The 15,663-nt window shown below is 46.9% G+C and carries 13 protein-coding genes; 2 read left to right on the top strand and 11 right to left on the bottom strand.

Translation table 11 applies throughout. The features are described 5' to 3' along the window. Positions 1 to 2 precede the first annotated feature (2 nt). On the top strand, positions 3 to 2,315 hold the full coding sequence (locus BQ9856_RS09080; protein WP_077610739.1) for a hydratase: 2,313 nt from the start codon (positions 3 to 5) through the stop codon (positions 2,313 to 2,315). Between the two features lie 103 nt (positions 2,316 to 2,418). On the opposite strand, the gene BQ9856_RS09075 is transcribed toward BQ9856_RS09080, so the two are convergent. From BQ9856_RS09075 to BQ9856_RS09040, 8 genes are all read right to left on the bottom strand, one after another. Beyond that, complete coding sequence (locus BQ9856_RS09075; RefSeq protein ID WP_235839182.1) at positions 2,419 to 4,011, bottom strand: C40 family peptidase; 1,593 nt, start codon at positions 4,009 to 4,011, stop codon at positions 2,419 to 2,421. A gap of 264 nt (positions 4,012 to 4,275) precedes the next feature. After that, on the bottom strand, positions 4,276 to 5,073 hold the full coding sequence (locus tag BQ9856_RS09070) for an ABC transporter ATP-binding protein (protein ID WP_077610737.1): 798 nt from the start codon (positions 5,071 to 5,073) through the stop codon (positions 4,276 to 4,278). A gap of 2 nt (positions 5,074 to 5,075) precedes the next feature. Further along, positions 5,076 to 5,990 carry an ABC transporter permease gene (locus BQ9856_RS09065; protein WP_077610736.1) on the bottom strand — a complete coding sequence of 305 codons (915 nt, stop codon included), beginning with the start codon at positions 5,988 to 5,990 and terminating at the stop codon, positions 5,076 to 5,078. A 150-nt stretch (positions 5,991 to 6,140) separates the two neighbouring features. After that, positions 6,141 to 7,190 (bottom strand): ABC transporter substrate-binding protein, encoded by a 1,050-nt coding sequence (locus tag BQ9856_RS09060; RefSeq protein ID WP_077610735.1) that lies wholly within the window; start codon positions 7,188 to 7,190, stop codon positions 6,141 to 6,143. A 216-nt stretch (positions 7,191 to 7,406) separates the two neighbouring features. Continuing rightward, complete coding sequence (locus BQ9856_RS09055) at positions 7,407 to 8,270, bottom strand: YitT family protein (protein WP_077610734.1); 864 nt, start codon at positions 8,268 to 8,270, stop codon at positions 7,407 to 7,409. Positions 8,271 to 8,417: 147 nt separating this feature from the next. After that, positions 8,418 to 9,935: a UDP-glucose--hexose-1-phosphate uridylyltransferase gene (galT, locus tag BQ9856_RS09050; protein WP_077610733.1), complete on the bottom strand. Its 1,518-nt coding sequence runs from the start codon at positions 9,933 to 9,935 to the stop codon at positions 8,418 to 8,420. Between the two features lie 89 nt (positions 9,936 to 10,024). Continuing rightward, positions 10,025 to 10,540 carry a Gx transporter family protein gene (locus BQ9856_RS09045; protein WP_077610732.1) on the bottom strand — a complete coding sequence of 172 codons (516 nt, stop codon included), beginning with the start codon at positions 10,538 to 10,540 and terminating at the stop codon, positions 10,025 to 10,027. 125 nt (positions 10,541 to 10,665) lie between these two features. Beyond that, positions 10,666 to 11,847: an FMN-binding protein gene (locus BQ9856_RS09040; RefSeq protein ID WP_077610731.1), complete on the bottom strand. Its 1,182-nt coding sequence runs from the start codon at positions 11,845 to 11,847 to the stop codon at positions 10,666 to 10,668. Positions 11,848 to 12,216: 369 nt separating this feature from the next. Here BQ9856_RS09040 and BQ9856_RS09035 point away from each other — a divergent pair, with 369 nt between their 5' ends. After that, positions 12,217 to 12,567 (top strand): NusG domain II-containing protein, encoded by a 351-nt coding sequence (locus tag BQ9856_RS09035; RefSeq protein WP_077610730.1) that lies wholly within the window; start codon positions 12,217 to 12,219, stop codon positions 12,565 to 12,567. 4 nt (positions 12,568 to 12,571) lie between these two features. Here the strand turns inward: BQ9856_RS09035 and BQ9856_RS09030 are convergent, their stop codons facing one another. Genes BQ9856_RS09030 through BQ9856_RS09020 form a run of 3 tightly spaced genes read right to left on the bottom strand, consistent with a single transcriptional unit; the run spans position 12,572 to position 15,628 of the window. After that, on the bottom strand, positions 12,572 to 13,459 hold the full coding sequence (locus BQ9856_RS09030) for a DegV family protein (protein WP_077610729.1): 888 nt from the start codon (positions 13,457 to 13,459) through the stop codon (positions 12,572 to 12,574). A 34-nt stretch (positions 13,460 to 13,493) separates the two neighbouring features. Further along, positions 13,494 to 14,897: a sensor histidine kinase gene (locus BQ9856_RS09025; RefSeq protein ID WP_077610728.1), complete on the bottom strand. Its 1,404-nt coding sequence runs from the start codon at positions 14,895 to 14,897 to the stop codon at positions 13,494 to 13,496. 41 nt (positions 14,898 to 14,938) lie between these two features. Further along, positions 14,939 to 15,628 carry a response regulator transcription factor gene (locus tag BQ9856_RS09020; protein ID WP_077610727.1) on the bottom strand — a complete coding sequence of 230 codons (690 nt, stop codon included), beginning with the start codon at positions 15,626 to 15,628 and terminating at the stop codon, positions 14,939 to 14,941. Positions 15,629 to 15,663 lie beyond the last annotated feature (35 nt).

The following is a 15,663-nucleotide window of genomic DNA, read 5'->3' as shown; positions in this document are numbered from 1 at the left end:
ATATGGTAAAATTGTATGACGGTGGTGCTTATCTTGTTCACGGAACCGAACTGGTCCCGGAACAGGAAGCTTTAAAAGTAACTGCCCTGACAGGAAACGCTGTTAAAAGGGATGAAGCCAAAAAAGGTACAATCGCCTATTCCATTCTGAAAGAGCACAACACTTTGGAAGATATGGACCATTTGAAACTACGTTTTGACTCCATGGCCTCCCATGACATTACATTTGTAGGGATTATCCAGACTGCCCGGGCCTCAGGGCTTAAGAAATTTCCGATTCCATACGTTATGACCAACTGCCATAATTCCCTATGCGCCGTTGGCGGTACGATCAATGAGGATGACCACGTGTTCGGGCTTTCCGCCGCAAAAAAATACGGCGGAATCTATGTACCTCCCCACATTGCGGTCATTCACCAATACATGCGTGAGATGATGGCCGGCTGCGGCCGAATGATCCTTGGCTCTGACAGCCACACCCGCTATGGTGCTCTGGGCACTATGGCAATCGGGGAAGGCGGAGGGGAACTGGTAAAGCAGCTCCTTTGCGATACCTATGATGTGGCCTATCCGGGTGTTGTGGCTATCTACCTCACAGGAAAGCCCTCTCCTGCCGTAGGCCCTCATGATGTGGCCCTGGCTATCATCGGAGAAGTATTTAAGAGCGGCTACGTGAAAAATAAGATCATGGAGTTCGTTGGACCTGGAGTGGCATCCATGGATACCGATTACCGGAACGGCGTGGATGTCATGACAACGGAAACCACCTGCCTTTCCTCTGTCTGGAGAACCGATGAGGATACAAAGGCGTATTTAAACCTTCATGGACGCATGGACGCCTACAGGGAATTAAATCCTGCCGATGTAGCCTACTACGACGGGGTTGTATATGTAGATCTCAGCACCATTAAGCCCATGATCGCACTTCCCTTCCATCCGAGCAACACCTATGAGATAGACGAGCTGAATTCAAATTTAGGCGATATTCTCCGGACTGTGGAAAAAGAAGCAGAACGCATTACCGGAAATTCCAATGCAGCTCTGTCCCTGACCGATAAGATCACAGATGGAAAACTGATGGTTCAGCAGGGAGTGATCGCAGGCTGTGCAGGAGGCAACTACTCCAACGTGATGATGGCCGCCCACATCCTGACCGGTAAAAACTGCGGAAATGACATATTCAATTTATCCGTATATCCTTCTTCCCAGCCGGTGTACATGGATCTGGTCAAGAAGGGCGCAATTACCGAGCTGATGGCAGCCGGAGCAACCGTACGCACGGCTTTCTGCGGCCCCTGCTTCGGTGCAGGAGATACACCTTCCAATAATGCCTTGAGCATCCGTCACACCACAAGAAACTTCCCCAACCGGGAAGGCTCCAAGCCAGGTAACGGCCAGATTTCCTGCGTTGCACTCATGGATGCCCGCTCCATTGCCGCTACTGCAGCAAATGGCGGATATCTGACCTCTGCGGAAGGCTATGCCGATGATTACAATGTTCCTGCATATGAATTCGACCCATCTTCCTATGAAAGACGGGTATATCAGGGATTTGAAAAGGCCCAGCCGGATGCCCGGCTGATTTACGGGCCCAATATCAAGGACTGGCCGGCTATGAGTGCCCTGGCAGAAAATATCATTTTAAAGGTATGCTCCAAAATCATGGACCCGGTTACTACGACCGATGAACTGATTCCTTCCGGAGAAACCTCATCCTACCGGTCCAATCCCCTTGGCCTGGCGGAATTCACATTATCCCGCCGTGACCCGGAATACGTAGGCCGTTCGAAGAAGGTAAATGATCTGGAGCAGATAAGAAAAACGGGAACCTGTCCATTAACGTCTGATCCTGAGCTGGAATCCGCAATGAAAGCCCTCCGCGTCTACCTGGACCAGCCGGAGCTTAAGGCGGGAGAAACCGAAATCGGAAGCATGATATACGCGGTAAAGCCCGGAGATGGATCTGCCCGCGAACAGGCAGCCAGCTGCCAGAGGGTGTTAGGCGGTCTTGCCAATATTGCCAAAGAGTATGCAACCAAGCGTTACCGTTCCAATGTGATGAACTGGGGAATGCTTCCTTTCCTTCTGGAGGACGAACCGGATTTTGAAGTGGGCGATTACATTTACGTTCCTGGTATCCGTACAGCCCTTGACGGGGATATGGAGCATATTCCTGCTTATGTTATTAAAAATGCAGAAGGGAATCCGATTCACAAGATAGAACTGCACATTGCTGATATGACCCCGGAAGAACGCGAAATCGTAAAGGCCGGATGTCTGATCAACTATAACAGAAACAGAAACGAACAGCAGTAATTATTTACAGCATAAAAAATGAGCTTTGAAAATGGCTTTTAAGACCAATCAAGGCTCATTTTTTGTATACTATTTTTCAGAATATCTTTCCGGGAGCAGCTGGTTAATCTCCGATCATATTGCGGATTTTTACCGGAGTCCGGTAATTCCACGTAGAAATCTTAATGCCGCTTCGCCTGCTGGCCGCATGAACGATCTGACCGTTACCAATATACATGGCAACGTGATTGATTTTCCCTCCGCTGTTGGCATAGTAAATCAAATCTCCCGGCCTCATCTCACCGGATTTCACCGCCTTGCCCATACCGGCCTGAGAACCGGAATAATGCGGAAGTCCGATGCCGAAGTGAGAGTAAACAGACATGGTAAATCCGGAACAGTCGGCGCCCTTGGTAAGGCTGGTCCCGCCCCATACATAAGGATTCCCCAAAAACTGCAGGGCGTAATTTACAATCTGAGTTCTTAAAGATGCCTGCGCATTGGCCTTTTCCTCCAGCGGAGAGAATTTGATCGCCTCCGGAAGGGCATACCGTACATCTACATAGTCCGTGGAAACATAGGCACTGCTGTTTTCTTCCAATTCAATCTGAACCCAGCCATCGATCTGTTTCAGCACAGGATAGCGTTCGTTATTGGATATCTGTGTCCATATCTTCGCGTCTGTGGATGGATCTGTTCTGGCATTCAGCATATCCGTATTAACAATTGCCATGAGCTCAGCCACCTGCAGGGCCTCATCCTTTGCCGGCTGTCCGGTCAGGATATAATCCGATTTCACATAGCCGGTGATGTTGCCGGACTGGATCTTATACCATCCGTCTTCTGTGGTCTCCAGGATATCCCCAGCCGCCTTGCTGGGCATCTTTGCTATGATCTTACCGTTTTCATTGGGCTCTTCCCTGACATTTAAATAATTATCCACATCGGAAATTCCGATGTTTTTATAGAAATTAAAGACCATGGCCTTTAGATCCAGTTTTCTTGCTTCATTCAGCGCATATTCCAGCTTTACATATTCCGTCGATAAATAACCGGTTGGAATCTGTACCCAGCCATCTGACTGGCCGACTACCTCATACCGTTCATTCGCCAAAGCCTGTCCTACCACATCGGAGCCGGTAGAAGCTTCCTTTCTGATATTCAGGTTATCGGTCTGAACGATTGCTCTCAGTTTAACCAGCTCTTCCGCCTTTTTTTTCGCATCATCCCCGGTCAGGACATATTCGGAATTTATGTACCCCTCAATCCCGCCGGAAGATATCTTATACCAGCCGGAATCCGTCTTTTCCAAAATCTCACAGGCGCTGTCTCCCTGCAGTTTTCCTATCACATCTTCCTCTGTTCCCGGTGCTTTTCTCATGTTTAAATATCCGGATACCTGGACGATGCCCAAATTTTTATAGGAGTTTATGACATTCTCTTTTGCCTCTGCCTCCTCTGCTGCCTGAGCCTCGGATTCTGTGCCCGCTTCCGCCGAATTCTCAGACTTAACAGCAAGCGCTTCTGATTTTGTGGCCAGGGCAGGATCTGCAGATGTATGCTTCATCACCGCCATACCGGCTGCTGTAACTACAGCCGCCAAAAGAACCGCCCCACCTCCAAATACAAAAAGTTTCTTATAATCATTCTGGTTACGTTTTTTTCGTGCCTTATCCAAACGGATTACGTAATCTTTTTTTTCGTTATTATTTTCCATCCTGTATTTTCTCTCCATCTACATGTATTCTACCGGAAAGCCGATTCAGACTATGAGCCTATCTGCAATAGTATAGCATAATTTGTCATGTTTTGCGATATTTGTACTGCAAAAAATTATTAAGATTATGTTACAAGCATTAAAAATCTGTTTAAAAGCTAAGGAAGGTGCAAGGTCCATACAAGCATCGGAAACAGGAAACATACAAAAACACGGGGCTTGAAACCCTCATCCAATGGTTTCCAGCTCCGTGTTATTTAAAGGCTACTTTGCCAGTATCATTCTGTCGTTCGCAAATTCCTCACCGCTGGCCTCTTCAAACTTTTTAAGAAGATCTTCTACCTCCAGCTTCTTTTTTTCCTCTCCTGACACATCATAAATAATCCGTCCTTCATGCATCATGACGAGGCGGTTTCCGATCTGAATCGCATCCTTCATGTTGTGCGTGATCATCAGCGTGGTGAGATTCTGCTCTTTCACAATCTCCTGGGTGATTTCCAAAACCTTTTTTGCGGTCTTTGGGTCAAGCGCTGCGGTATGCTCATCGAGAAGAAGCAGCTTCGGCTTCTTTAGTGTCGCCATCAACAGGGTAAGGGCCTGTCTCTGCCCTCCGGAAAGAAGTCCGACCTTATTGGTCATCCGGTCCTGAAGGCCCAGCCCCAGTTTTTCCAATGCATTATGATAAAATTCCTTTTCACTGGCTTTGATGCCCCAGGCAAGGCCCCTCCCCTGTCCCCGGCGGTAAGCCAGCGCCATATTTTCCTGAATTTCCATTCCTGCGGCAGTTCCCATCATCGGATCCTGGAACACCCTTCCAATGTACTTGGCCCGCTTATACTCCGGAGCTCTCGAAATGTTGATTCCGTCAATCTCAATCTTACCGGAGTCAATGGGGTAAACCCCGGCGATCATATTTAACATCGTGGATTTTCCCGCTCCGTTTCCTCCGATTACCGTTACAAAATCACCTTCGTTCAGATGGAGGCCAATGCCATTCAATGCTTTCTTTTCATTGATGGTATTCTTGTTAAAAGTCTTTCTGACATTCTTAATGTCCAGCATGATCATTCTCCTCCCTCTGTATAGGATTTTTTAAGGCGCCACTTGCTCACCATAACAGGCACGCAAAGCGCTACGGCTACGATTACAGCTGATAACAGCTTCATATCATTGGCATCCATACCCATTCTCAGAACCAAAGCGCGGATCACAAAATAAATTACGGAACCCACTGCCGCAGAAGTCAGCCTGCTTCCAAAGGACCGCAGTTTTCCCATTAATACAGATCCGATCACAATGGCTGCAAGACCGATGACTATGGCTCCGGTTCCCATACCGATATCCGCATATTTCTGACTCTGGCAAACCAGCCCTCCGGAAATTCCTACGAGCCCGTTGCTGATGGTAAGGGCCAGAAGCTTGGTCCAGTTGGTATTGACACCCTGGGCACGGATCATGGCCTCATTATTCCCGGTGGCCCGCATGGCACTGCCGACCTCCGTTCCAAAAAACCAGTAAAGAAAGACGATCATAATAACAGCCATACCGATCCCGATGGCCAGAGCTGCAGCCGGTTTGCTAAGTCCGGTCATATCTATGAATTTTGACATGATCGTATCCGTTTTCAAAAGAGGCATATTGCTCTTTCCTCCCATGATGCGGAGATTGACGGACCACAGCCCGATCTGTGTCAGAATTCCGGCCAGAATCGCCGGTATTTCAAAGATTGTATGTAACAATCCAGTCACAGCTCCTGCCGCCATTCCTGCCGCTGCCGCAGCCGCCAGTGCAACCCAGGGATCCATATGAAAGTTTAATATCATGACTGCGCATACACAGCCACCCAGAGCAAAGCTTCCATCTACCGTTAAATCCGCAATATCCAGAAGTTTATAGGTAATATAAACACCAAGCACCATAATCCCCCATAAAACGCCCTGAACAACCGCATCCTGAAGGGATACAAGTAAACCATTCATCAATCATTCCTCCACGTATTTTCTCTTAACACAGGTATAAATGCCTTACATAAAAAATGACGGCTCCATCTTTTATGTAAAGCATCTATTGATAAGCAGGCGGGCCAGTTAAATGGGTTCCGCCTGCCGGTCATTCCTTTTTAAAACTGTCTATTTCAGGCCGGATACGTCAATACCGAGTGCCTTTGCCGTTTCCTCGTTTACCGTCAGCTTGCACTTTTCTGCCGGAAGATATTCAATCGGCATCTTGGAAATATCCCCGCCCTCTGTCAGGATCTTCACAGCCTGCTGTCCGGTTAAATACCCCAGTTCATAATAGTCAATTCCATAAGTGGCCAGACCGCCGGCCTTTACCATGCCCTCTTCCCCGCAGATTGTAGGAAGACCGTTTTCATTGGCTACCATGGCAACGGTCGCCATACCTGCCGCAATGGTATTATCGGTCGGTGCATAGATAGCATTCACCTTGCCTACCATAGAAGTAACAACCGTCTGGATCTCATTGGAATTCGACACCGTATAATCAACTGCAGTCATGCCTTCCGCCTCAATTGCTTCCCTTGCCATCTTGGCCTGGATTTCAGAGTTGGATTCTGCTGAGCAGTAAAGGATCCCCACTGTTTTTGCCTCCGGAAGAACATGCTTTAACAATGAAATCTGCTCTTTTACAGGTGTTAAGTCAGAGGTACCGCTCACATTTCCGCCGGGAGTCTCGTTGCTTTCAACCAGATCCGATGACGCAGGGTCAGTAACCGCCGTGATCAGGACGGGAATATCGCTTGTCGCACCTGCTACCGCCTGGGCTGCGGGGGTCGCAATGGCGAGAATCAAATCATCCCCGTCATTTACAAGCTTGCTGGCTATGGTCTGGCAGGTAGGCTGGTCCCCGGAAGCATTCTGCTGGTCAACCGAATAGTTCAGCCCTGCATCGTCAAGCGCTTTGATAAATCCTTTATTTGCCGCATCCAGAGCCGCATGCTGCACAAGCTGGAGAACGCCGATTTTAAACTGCTTTCCATCCGCTGTCTTTTCTGCAGAGGATTCTGCTCCGCCTGTTTTTTCCGCCGCAGCTGCGGTATCTGCTGATGAGGCCGCATCTGCCGCTGTTGTCCCGTCTGCTGATTTGCTGCCGCATGCTGTTAAGGACAGCATCATGGCACCGGCAAGAACCAGTGATAATACTTTTGCTGACTTCTTCATAATCTTCTCTCCTCTTCCTTTCAAAATCTCGTCCTGTTTCGAACTTAATTCGTATCATACTACAAAAAATTCCACCCGTCAATTTTATTACTTTAAATTTATGTGTTTTTAAAGCGTTAAAGTATATTTTTGTTAAATATGAACTATTTTCGAAGAATATTTCCTGTTTTTTTCAGCAAAAAACCGGAGAATCGAAATTCTCCGGTTTTCATCCATTTAACTGGCAAGAAATCCTTTGCCAATGATCTCACTGGAATTGGAAATCAGTATAAATGCCGTCGGCTCCACAGTTCGTATATAATTTTTAAGCTTAAGCGCCTGAGAGCGTTTCATCGTTGTTAAAATAATTGTCTTTTTATGATGGCTGAAAGCCCCCTGTGCCTCATAAACCGTAGCACTCCGGTTTAGTCCGTGGATGATATAATCGCAAATCGGCGCCGGATCATCACAGATGATGCTGAAGCACTTGCATAAATTGAGGTTCTCAATCACATCGTCAATCACCAGGGATTTGGCCATCAATCCCAGTGAGGAGAATAATCCGGTCTCCGGTCCGAATACGATATAGGCCAGAATAACTCCCGTCACATCCACCAGCAATAGCACAGTCCCGATATTAAAACTGGTGTACCGCTTCAGTATCATGGCAATAATATCGGTTCCTCCGCTGGAAGCCCCGACGTTAAAAAGGATGGCTGATCCCACGCTTGGCAATAGTATGGCAAAAATCAGTTCCAAAAGCGGTTCTGTGGTCAAGGGCCTCGTCATAGGAAACACCCGTTCCAAAAAGTAAAGCGAAACAGACATCAGGACGCTGGCATAGACAGTCTTTATGCCAAAGCCCCGTCCCAGAAACAGAAAACCAAACCCTAACAGAATCATGTTCACAATTGTTGTGAAGTCACTGGCTGACCAATGGGTTAATGCACTGACAACCGTTGCAAACCCTGTAACACCTCCGAATGCAAAATTATTGGGGAATTTGAAAAAATAGACTCCCACTACCATAATCCAGATGCTGAACGTAATCAGTCCATACTCCGTAAGCGTTCTCAGTGTTTTGTTTTCTAACTGCTTCATGTCCTTTTATTTGTCCCCCTCCGGCTCTTTCAGTCCGGTTCTGTACGTTTTTAAGTGAGCGAAGGATTTCCTTTCACTCCAACTAGAATATAACTCAAAGGGGCAGCAATTACAAACATCAATCTATCTGATATTCTCACAGTCTTTCTATTGTGAATCCGCGGTAAAACCTACACTGCTCAAGAAACGCCAAAAGCCCTTTCGTCCGGCTTCGTCACATTTATAAACACCGGCATCCTCCAACACCCGCTGGAATACCAGACCGACTTCTTTCTTTAAAATATCCTCTACATTTTCTTTTGTTACCGTCTCATACTTTGGAAGGAACGTTTCCACCCAGCCGGCATGCTTTTCTATGGCTTCATTCTCTCTTACATTTTTGCCCTCCGTAATGAAATCAGCCAGCAGATTTAATTCCGATTTCAGTCTGGAGGGCAGAACTGCAAGTCCCATGACTTCAATTAAACCGATATTCTCCTTCTTAATGTGGTGAAGCTCCTGATGGGGATGGTAAACGCCGAGAGGAAACTCCTCTGTGGTAATGTTGTTCCGCAGCACCAGATCCAGCTCGTATATACCATCCCGCATTCTGGCAATCGGCGTAATGGTATTATGCGGCACTCCGTCTGTTTCCGCAAAAATAAAGGCTTCCTTATCCGTATAGGTCCTCCACGCGTCAAGTACTTTTGTTCCAAGAGAGATCAACTCCTCCGGATTCCGGCTTCGAATGCGCAAAACAGACATGGGCCATCTGACAATTCCGGCTTCCACACCATCAAAACCTTTGATCCGGAAATGAGTCTCCATGGGCGCTTTTGCCATGGCAAAGACATAATTGCCGCCTTGAAAATGATCATGGGAAAGGATGGAGCCTCCCACGATCGGAAGATCTGCATTGGAGCCAAGAAAATAGTGAGGGAACAGTTTTACAAAATCGAACAGTTTTACAAAAGTTTCTCTTTCTATCTTCATCGGAATATGCTGTCCGTTAAAAACAATGCAGTGTTCATTGTAATATACATAGGGTGAATACTGGAACCCCCACTGGCTGTTGTTGATGCTCAGCCGGATGATCCTGTGATTATTCCTGGCCGGATGACCGGCTCTTCCTGCATAGCCTTCATTCTCCATGCAAAGCTGGCATTTGGGATAGCCGCTCTGTTTCACCAGCTTGGCCGCAGCAATGGCCCTTGGATCCTTTTCCGGTTTGGAAAGGTTTACCGTGATATCCAGATCTCCGTATTTTGTGGCGGTCACCCACCTCATATCTTTTTTTATCCGGTAACGGCGGATATAGTCAGAATCCTGGCTCAGCTTATAATAATACCCGGTTGCAGCCTGAGGTGACTGATGATGATACAGCCCCCAGAAATGCCTCTCTACTTCACTTGGTCTGGGCATCAGGCAATTCATCAGCTTTGTATCAAACAAATCCCGGTATGTAACGCTGTTTTCCTCTATCACGCCTGTCTCATACGCATGATCCAGCAGTTCTTCCAGAACAGCCTCCAGGTTGATTTCACCAAAATCCCCTCCCGGTTCTTCATACTCGTCCATTTTCATCACGTCAAGAATCTGGTTAACTGCATAAAAGCGGTCCGGTTCTCCGATCAAACCTGTGTCAAGCCCGTACTGCACCAGCTTCTTAATTGCCTCATAAATCATTGTGCTGTCCCTCCTGGTTTCTTTTTCACCTTTTATCTATCCCATTATACCTTTCGCAGGTTTGCAAAACAATATAATATATTTTGTTTTTATTGCAATTTTTTTATAAAACTGCTGATGCGGCTTATAATCATGCTGCCTAAAATACCGATTACAAGTCCGGCGCCCGTACCCGCCAGGAGAAGCATGGGAAGATAAAAAAATACTCCTGCCTGCCTGACCACAAAAGCCGCCACGCAAATCTGGCCGATGTTATGGCCTACACCGCCTAAAATACTGATCCCGGATGTGCCAAACCAGTTTTTCTTCCTGCACAGGACCATCAGAAGGAGGCTTAAGCCCCAGCCGCCAAGGCTGTAGAGCATACTGAACAGGTTTCCGAAGGTCAGTCCCACCAGAACGATCCGAAGAAGTGAAATCACAACCGTGCCGCTTATTCCGATCGTGTAGAGCCCTACTACCGTCACCAGATTGGCAAGCCCCAGCTTTATTCCGGGAATTCCCAGAGAGACAGGGATCAGGGTTTCTACAAAGCTGAGAACAAACGCCAGTGCAATGAGCATCCCATATAACGCTGCCATGTATGCCGAATATTTTTTCTTCATAATGTTCTCCTTTACTCTTTCATTCAGCCTTCATATTATCACATTCCGGCGCTTATGTAAAAAGAAAATCCCGGGGAACGGTCCTGCTTTCGGCAAAACCGTTCTCCGGGATTTAGATACTGGATTTACTTCTGTGCTGCCTGGCTCAAGCAATCCTTTACACCATTTACAAATCCGGATAAATTAATGCTGACGGATGATATTGCATCCGTATAGCCGTCCGCATTGACAAGGCCTTCCACAGACTGGTTATCCAGCACGTATTTTACGACTGCCTCGGCCTGCTCATGCCATTTGGGCCCGTTCTCGGTCATCACATACTGGCCGTCCATGGACAGCTGGCTCTTTTTTGTTCCGTCTTCCTTTATGCAGTCCCAGGTAAGGCTTGTGATGGTGTTATCCTTAACCGTCATTTCAACTTGATCTTTAAATCCGTTCTTATCGAATTCCGGTGACTCATAGCTATAGGTTCCGTCTTTTAAGGAAGTTCTTTCAGCTGTTCCTCCGGATGCCTGACTGAGACAATCCTTCACTCCGTTTACAAATCCATTCAGATTGATGCTGACGGATGATATGGCATCTGTATATCCATCCGCATTGGCAAGCCCTTCTACGGACTGGTTATCCAGCACGTACTTTACGACTGCCTCAGCCTGCTCATGCCACTTTGGTCCGTTCTCGGTCATCACATACTGGCCGTCCATGGATAATTGGCTCTTTTTGGATCCGTCTTCCTTTACGCAGTCCCAGGTAAGGCTTGTGATGGCGTTATCTTTAATTGTCATCTCGATCTGGTCTTTGAAGCCGTTCTTATCAAACTCCGGAGATTCATAGGTGTAAGTTCCATCCTTCCACTGGGAAGCAGCCGTTTCTGCAGCCTCTTCCTGTGTTTCCGGTTCTGTCTCTGCGGCTTCCCCCCTTGCCTGGGCAAGTGCCTGATCCACAGCCTCTTTGATCGCTGTACTGCTTAGGGTTGCACCGGAAACGGCATCAACCTCTGTAGACTGTTTTGCTATAATTGTATCAGTAAGTCCCGGTACAACCAGATCCAAAAGGGTTTCCTTTTCTCCCTTTACCTCGATGGATTCAATGGATTTTGCCGTCACTGTCACTTCTGCCGTGACGGTTCCGCCATAGCCCCGGGCAGTTCCTGTATAAGTTCCGGGGATATAAACCGCCGGTCTTACGCTGTTATCAATCGCCTTATAAAGGGGATCAGAACCAAATATAGTAGCGCCCGCCAGTAAAATCATAGCCCCCAGCCCTATATAACCATTCCTTTTCGCATTTGCGTTACCTTTTTTCATAGCTTCCTCCTGCTTTTATAAAGATTGATTTTATTTTAACATATTGAAAGCACTTACATCAATCATTTTATAAAATTTTTATTATATTTGGAAAGAATCGGTATTATGTGCTATAATTTAACCGAATCAAGTAAGTTTCCCACTTCAAATGCGAAAAGCATTAATGGCGGTTGGGGACTTGCCCCAGTCAGGTGGAGTACAAACTCCACCTGACAAGCAGCGATAGCTGCTATTCGGTTATGCCCGGTGGAGCGGGGCACGCTGTGAGCAAGCAGCGAAGCGGATTGCGAATATCCGCTTGACTAGAATCCTGTTTCAAAAGGGGTCCATAAGAATTATAAAAGAAAATAATATAGAAGGATAAACGAAATGGAAATAAAAAAACACAAAAAAGAAGTTTTACTGATTGTTATAATTTTATTGATATCCTGTGTCCTGCTCCTCGTTAACCGCATCCTCTTTTCAAAACCTGCCAGGCAGGTGGAAATATCGGTTAACGGGGAGGTGGTGAATACGCTGGATTTAAACCAGGATGCGGATATCCTGGTGGAAGGTTATCATGGAGGTACCAACCACGTGATCATAAAAGACGGAAAGGTACAGGTTTCAGAAGCCACATGTCCGGATAAGATCTGCGTACATCAAGGCTGGGTGGATCAGACAGGGGAAAGCATCGTGTGTCTGCCCAACCGGATGATTGCCCGCATTATCGGAGAATAATCATTTAATCCGCCCTTTTATCTCCAAAGAAAAACAGGGCTACGGTGCCGGGCCCGGTATGGGAGCCGATCACCGAGCCGATGCTGTTTAAGAGCACTTTTCCGGAAAGCCTGGGAAAGTGCTCCTCTATAAGGGCGGCCACTTCTTTTGCATCCTCTTCACAGGCAGAATAAGAGAGAAAACATTTTCCGCTGTAATCCCTTCCGCCGGCCGCATGGAGTTCCATCATTTTCACGATCTCCTGGATGGCCTTTTTTTTCGTGCGGATCTTCTGACGCGGGATTAAATGTCCGTTATGATCTATGTTCATAAGTGGGCAGATATTGAGCACCGTTCCCAGCATAGCGGATGTGGCCGAGATCCTGCCGCCCCGTTTAAAGCTGGTTAAATCGGTCGAGAAAAACCAGTGGTGCACAAAAAGCTTGTTGTTTTCCGCCCACTCCCTGGCCTCCTCAAGGGAAACGCCCTTATCCCGTAAGTCTGCCACAGCATCGGTTAAAAGTCCATATCCGGAAGAAGCACCCAGGGTATCGACAACGGCAATGGTCCTTTCCGGGTACCGGGAAAGCATTTCTTCTCTGGCCACGCAGGCAGAATTATAAGTTCCGGAAATGCCGGAGGAAAGTGTGAGGTGTAAAATATCCCTGCCTTCCTTTAAAAAAGGTTCGAAAAAATCGCAATATTCTTCCACATTGACCTGGGAAGTCACAGGTGCTGCCCCCTTAGCAATCCGGTCATAAAACTCATCAAAAGGAATGCTCTGCCCCAGATCATCCGGATAGGTAACGCCATCCACCGTATAATGAAAACACACATAGGGAATCCGGCGCTCCTCAAAATATTCCTTCTTCATATCCGCTGTAGAACAGCAGGTCAAAACAAAATTACCCATACCTGCACACCTCCTGTCATATAATGACTTCAGTTTAACATACTTTTCCCTGAATTGGAATCTTTACGGTAAACTCTGTCCCTGCATCAAGCTCTGAACGGACGGTAATGGTACCGTGGTAAAAATTCACAATGTGCTTGACTATGGAAAGCCCCAGCCCGGTTCCGCCCTGTTTCTTGCTGCGTCCTTTATCCACCCGGTAAAAGCGCTCAAAAATACGGCCCAGAGCTTCTTTCGGAATCCCCATACCATTATCCTTCACCTGGATTATCACATTCCGGTCCTCTTCCGTCACCTTGACCCATACCTGACCGCCTGGTTTGTTGTATTTCACCGCATTGCTTATCAGATTTCCGAAAAGCTCCTTCATCTGCTGTCCGTTGGCATAAATGCAAAGCGGCTTGCAGTCCATATGGATCATGACTTCATGGGAAGCTGCCAGCGGTTTTATGGATTCAATGATATCATCTAACAGGATAGACAGGCGCACATCACTTTTTACCACCTCTGCTTCCTTTGTTTCCAGCCGGGAGATCATGAGAATGTCATTAATCAGGTTATTCATATTGGCGGCTTCCTTTTTAATGCGTTTTACGAAATCCTTTTTTTGCCCCTCATCCTGAATGATTCCGCTTTCCAAAAGCTCTGCATACCCCTGCACGGAGGTAATCGGAGTTTTCAGTTCATGGGAAGCGTTGCTGAAAAATTCCTGGCGGATCTGTTTTTCAAGCTCGATCTGGTTCAAATATTCCTTTACATTCCTGGACATTTCCGTAGTCGTTTCCGCTATGATGTTAATCTCCGGATACTGGTAGGTTTCAAAGGACAGGTCTGTATAATCCCCGTTTACTTTTAACATCTCCTGGGAAATTTCCTTTAACGGCTTTGTAATGGACTCTGCAAAGCTGTCAGCAGAAAAAGCAGAGTACATAATAGCCACAAGAAAACTTAACCATACCGCCGGCAGTAACAGCATTAAATATTCTTTCATGCCGGTATAGGGAATTGCCATGCGCAGAATGTAGTCCGAATACTTGGAACGGACCGCCACATAAAGCATATTTTCCTTAAGCGTTTCGGAGTAGCGCCTGGAAGTGCCTACGCCCTCTGCCAGGGCCTCCTTTACTTCTTCCCGGTTCAAATGATTATCCAGGGAAGAGGCCGGTACATCTCCAGTATCGGCCGCAACGCTTCCATCCATACGTATCATGGTAAAACGGCTATGATTTTCATTCAGGGGCTGCTCAAGCTTTTCCACCTCACCGGTAAGATCGCCGGAATAGTCCAGAATCTTGTCCATAGCTCTTAAGGTGTACAGCATATCCTTTCTTGAATTTTTAAGCAGCGCACTGCTGGACGCAATATAAAAAATGGAACTGCTGAGTACCAGCACTACCAGAATTATCTGGATAAACTTTGCAAAAATCACTCTGCGCATACGTTCCTCCGCTCTGCAGGCCGATACAGCCGGACTGTCTTCTACTCTTCCGTCTTAATAAAACGGTATCCCACACCACGGACTGTCTTAATGCAGGAACCGCCATTCTCCCCCAGCTTTTGCCGGAGGGTACGGATATGCATGTCCAGAGTCCTGGTCTCCCCATCGTAATCATAACCCCAGATGTGGTTTAACAATTCGTCTCTGGTTACAACCTTATTATGATTTTCCATTAAATATTGTAATAATTCAAACTCTTTCAGGGTCAGTTCCACTTTCGTTCCATCGCAAAAAACCTCTCTGGTTTTTTTGTTTAAACTTAAGCAGTATTGCTCCAGCTCGTCTTCCGAGGCCTGCCCTCTGGTGCTGCGCCGTAAAAGGCTTCTGATTCTGGCAGCCAGCTCCATCACACCAAACGGCTTCGTCATATAGTCATCAGCCCCGCCGTCTAAGCCGGCCACCTTATCAAACTCTCTGTCCTTTGCGGTCAGAACAAGGATAGGAATATCTTTTAAAGACTCATTTTTCCGAATCCTCCGAATGGCTGTCAGCCCATCCATGCCGGGAAGCATTAAATCAAACACCGCCAGGGCGGGTTTATCCGATTCAATATGCTTTAAGGAATCCTCCGCCATCTCAAAGGCGGATACTTCATAACCAAAACCTTCCAGGGCGATTTTTATTAAATCCCTGATGTTGTCATCGTCTTCAATTACATAGATTCGTTCCATATGTTCTCCCTTCCGTTACAGATAAAATTGAGTCA

This window comes from Clostridium sp. Marseille-P2415 (assembly GCF_900155545.1).
GTDB lineage: Bacteria > Bacillota > Clostridia > Lachnospirales > Lachnospiraceae > Lacrimispora.
This window is presented reverse-complemented; position numbering and strand designations above follow the sequence as displayed.

Coding starts and splice junctions, on each gene's coding strand:
- BQ9856_RS09060 (WP_077610735.1), bottom strand. CDS start 7,190: ATGAAGAAGTCAGCAAAAGTATTATCACTGGTTCTTGCCGGTGCCATG.
- BQ9856_RS09040 (WP_077610731.1), bottom strand. CDS start 11,847: ATGAAAAAAGGTAACGCAAATGCGAAAAGGAATGGTTATATAGGGCTG.
- BQ9856_RS09030 (WP_077610729.1), bottom strand. CDS start 13,459: ATGGGTAATTTTGTTTTGACCTGCTGTTCTACAGCGGATATGAAGAAG.
- BQ9856_RS09045 (WP_077610732.1), bottom strand. CDS start 10,540: ATGAAGAAAAAATATTCGGCATACATGGCAGCGTTATATGGGATGCTC.
- BQ9856_RS09035 (WP_077610730.1), top strand. CDS start 12,217: ATGGAAATAAAAAAACACAAAAAAGAAGTTTTACTGATTGTTATAATT.
- BQ9856_RS09075 (WP_235839182.1), bottom strand. CDS start 4,011: ATGGAAAATAATAACGAAAAAAAAGATTACGTAATCCGTTTGGATAAG.
- BQ9856_RS09080 (WP_077610739.1), top strand. CDS start 3: ATGGTAAAATTGTATGACGGTGGTGCTTATCTTGTTCACGGAACCGAA.
- BQ9856_RS09055 (WP_077610734.1), bottom strand. CDS start 8,270: ATGAAGCAGTTAGAAAACAAAACACTGAGAACGCTTACGGAGTATGGA.
- BQ9856_RS09020 (WP_077610727.1), bottom strand. CDS start 15,628: ATGGAACGAATCTATGTAATTGAAGACGATGACAACATCAGGGATTTA.
- galT (WP_077610733.1), bottom strand. CDS start 9,935: ATGATTTATGAGGCAATTAAGAAGCTGGTGCAGTACGGGCTTGACACA.
- BQ9856_RS09070 (WP_077610737.1), bottom strand. CDS start 5,073: ATGCTGGACATTAAGAATGTCAGAAAGACTTTTAACAAGAATACCATC.
- BQ9856_RS09065 (WP_077610736.1), bottom strand. CDS start 5,990: ATGAATGGTTTACTTGTATCCCTTCAGGATGCGGTTGTTCAGGGCGTT.
- BQ9856_RS09025 (WP_077610728.1), bottom strand. CDS start 14,897: ATGCGCAGAGTGATTTTTGCAAAGTTTATCCAGATAATTCTGGTAGTG.